Source organism: Kribbella sp. CWNU-51, assembly GCF_054073265.1.
The window spans coordinates 1-2,735 of sequence record NZ_JBSXMZ010000072.1; the positions used below are offsets into that span (position 1 = coordinate 1).

Consider the following 2,735-nt stretch of genomic DNA (forward strand, 5'->3'; position numbering starts at 1 on the left):
TGGTGTCCCGGGCGGTCTGCTGCTCGGCCTCGGCGTTGATCTCGGCTCCGAGCAGTACGGCGTACGCGGTGAGCCACAGCCACAACATCAGGACCACCACCGCGGCCAGACTGCCGTAGGTCTTGGCGTAGTTGCCGAACGTCTCGACATAGATCGAGAAGCCGATCGATGCGATCAGCCAGATGACGGTCGCGACGATGGCTCCCGCGGACACCCAGCGGATGCGTGGGGCGTCCCGATCCGGCCCGAGCCGGTAGGTGACGGCGAGCGCCACAGTGATCAGTACGACGGCCAGCACCAGCCGTACCGCCTCGAGCAGGATCCGGACCGGCGCGGCCACATCGTTCCCGATCGCCGCGCCGGCCGTGAACAGGGCGATCGCGAGCAGGACGAAGACGATCGCGCCCAGCGTCATGCTCAGTGCCAGGAGCTTGCGGCGGACGAACCCGCGCGTCTCGTCCTCGTCGTAGGCGAGGTTGACAGCGGTCAGGAGGTACCCCGCACCTCCTGACGCGCTCCACAGCGCGACCACTACGGCGATCGCGACGCCGATCCCCAGTCCCTGCCGTGGCGCCGAGGTCAGAGCGTCGAGCTGCTGGAGCAGCAGATCGCGCCCTGACGCCGGCATGGCCGCGGCCAGATCCTTGACCTGGTTGCGGATCTGAGTCGGATCCGCAACCAGCCCATAGGCCAGCACCCCGGCGACGACGGCAGGAAACAGCGAGAGGAAACCGAAGAACGCGACGCCGGCCGCGAGCAGGGGAACTTGGTCGGCCTTGGCCTCAGCCCAAGCTCGCCGGATCACCTGCCACCAGCCGGTCGCCGGAATCTCGGTCGGCTTCTCCGCATCCAGTCCCGGAACTTCCCGCCGTTCGCCGCTCATCAGCTCGAGGAACCGGCCTGCCGGACGTTGTCCGCCGAGTCCTTGGCATCGTCGGCGACCTGGTGAGCCGCCGAGCGGCTCTCGTCGGCCACGTCGGTCGCCGCCTGGGATGCGGACTGCTTGACGTTCTCGACAGCCTGCTGCGCCGGCTCCTGGAGGTTGTCCTTCACCTCGTGGGCCATCTGGGCGGCCTGCTCCTTCACCGGACCGGCAGCCTCCATCGCCTTGTCCTTGGTGTCCTGGGCCAGGTCGCGTTCCCGCGTCGACGCCGGGAGCGCGGCGGCCGCCACCCATCCGGCCGCGAAGGCGATCAGGCCGGCGGCCAGCGGCGTACCGCGAGTCCGCGCCCGGGCCATGTCCGGTGCAGAACTGACAGCGTCACCAACCTTGCTGCCCGCGTCCTGCACGGTCGACACGGCCGAACCGGCGGTATCGCTCACGGATCCGCCCACGGACTCCGCCGAGCCCATCACGTGCTCCTTCAGCCGATGGACCCCGCCGCGAGCCCGGTCGACCCGCCGGCCGACGACGCGACCAGGGCTGACCTTCTCCGTCAGGGCGTCCACGTCGCGGCCCACGTTGCGCCGCGTCTGCTCGATGTCGCGCTTCAGCTCTTCCGGGTCTTCAGCCATTTCGCGTCCTCCTTGAGTGATTCGACCGTCTGGTCGGGTTTCGGATTGACTTCCTGGAGCTCCTTGCGTCCCGTCGTCGCCAGTACGGCGGCCACGACCGCCCAGATGGCGGCGACGATGAGCGCTGCCCAGATGAGATCCATGGCCTCGTCGAGAGCCCACATCACCGTCAGGGAGAGGAAGAGGGCGACCATCCAGCCGGCGAACGCCGCGCCGCCGAGCATGCCTGCGCCCTTGCCGGCCTTCTTCGCCTCCGCCTGGAGTTCGGCCTTGGCCAGCGCCAGTTCCTGGCGCGTGAGTTGCCCCAGGTCGGTGGTCAGCTGGGAGACCAGCTGACCAACCGACTCATCCATCGACAGCCGGGCCGGACTGCTGCCGGGCGGTGATCCGTCGACAGTCATGTCACAGCCCCGGTCCCGGTGTGAACTTGGACTGGACCGGCGCTCCGGCATCCTGGTTGGGCGCAACCGGCGGCGGGACGAGATAGTCGTCGACATCCGCGCCACCGACCTGCTGCCCCGGCATGCCGTTGCCGCTCACCGATCCATTGCCGTACGGCGTACCGCTGCTGCCCGACGCATTGGTGCCGCCTGCTGCCAAGGCACGCGTGAGGCGGCCGGCCACTACACCGGCGGCCGCGGCCACCAGCAGGAACGTGCCCGGCTTGCGCCGCGCGAACCCGCGGACCTCGTCCAGCAAATCGCCAGGCTCGTGCTGCTGCAGGAAGTCCGCAGCCTGATCCGCGAAGCCCGCACCGTGCCGTGCCAGCTGAGCACCCAGGCCGGACTGACCGTGCTCGGCCATCCCGCGCAGCTCGTCGCTCACCGAACGGAGTCCGTTGGTGGCCCGGTCCTTCTGCTGGCTCGCCTGCCCGACCAGCTCGTTCCGCGTCTGATCGGCCAGCCGCCGGGTCTGCTCCCGGACATCCGACGTCACGTCGGATGCCTTGTCCTTGACGGTCCCCGCAACCTGACGAGCGGCCTCGGCCGACGTCTCCTTCAGCTGCCCGGCCTCGTCCCGGGCTGTCCCGGCGACACCTTCTGTGGGCGGACTGTCCGAGTCCATCCGATGGTTCGTTGTATGCGTCATGTGACGGCTCCTTCCAGGAGCATTGATTGACGTCATGGATCAGCCCGCGTCTGATCCGCCGTACGAGAAGCACGGCAACACAGGGCTGAGGAGGGTGGCCTACCTAGGCCAGAGGGCGCAGCATCTCTGCC

The 2,735-nt window shown here is 69.0% G+C and carries 4 protein-coding genes; all 4 read right to left on the reverse strand.

Going from position 1 to position 2,735, the window contains the following annotated elements; genetic code table 11:
- The coding region (locus tag ACXC9Q_RS41845) for a YihY/virulence factor BrkB family protein (RefSeq protein WP_457062607.1) at positions 1-883 on the reverse strand (883 nt) is incomplete at its 3' end.
- Entirely contained in the window at positions 883-1,515 is a 633-nt protein-coding gene (locus ACXC9Q_RS41850; protein WP_457062608.1) for a DUF3618 domain-containing protein, read from the reverse strand. The genes ACXC9Q_RS41845 and ACXC9Q_RS41850, both read right to left, overlap by 1 nt.
- Positions 1,491-1,916, reverse strand: a complete 426-nt coding sequence (locus tag ACXC9Q_RS41855) for a phage holin family protein (protein WP_329474688.1) — start codon at positions 1,914-1,916, stop codon at positions 1,491-1,493. The genes ACXC9Q_RS41850 and ACXC9Q_RS41855 overlap by 25 nt, the downstream gene beginning before the upstream one ends.
- A gap of 1 nt (position 1,917) precedes the next feature.
- The gene (locus ACXC9Q_RS41860) at positions 1,918-2,604 is read right to left on the reverse strand and encodes a hypothetical protein (RefSeq protein WP_457062610.1); all 687 of its coding nucleotides are present in this window, start codon (positions 2,602-2,604) and stop codon (positions 1,918-1,920) included.
- Positions 2,605-2,735 lie beyond the last annotated feature (131 nt).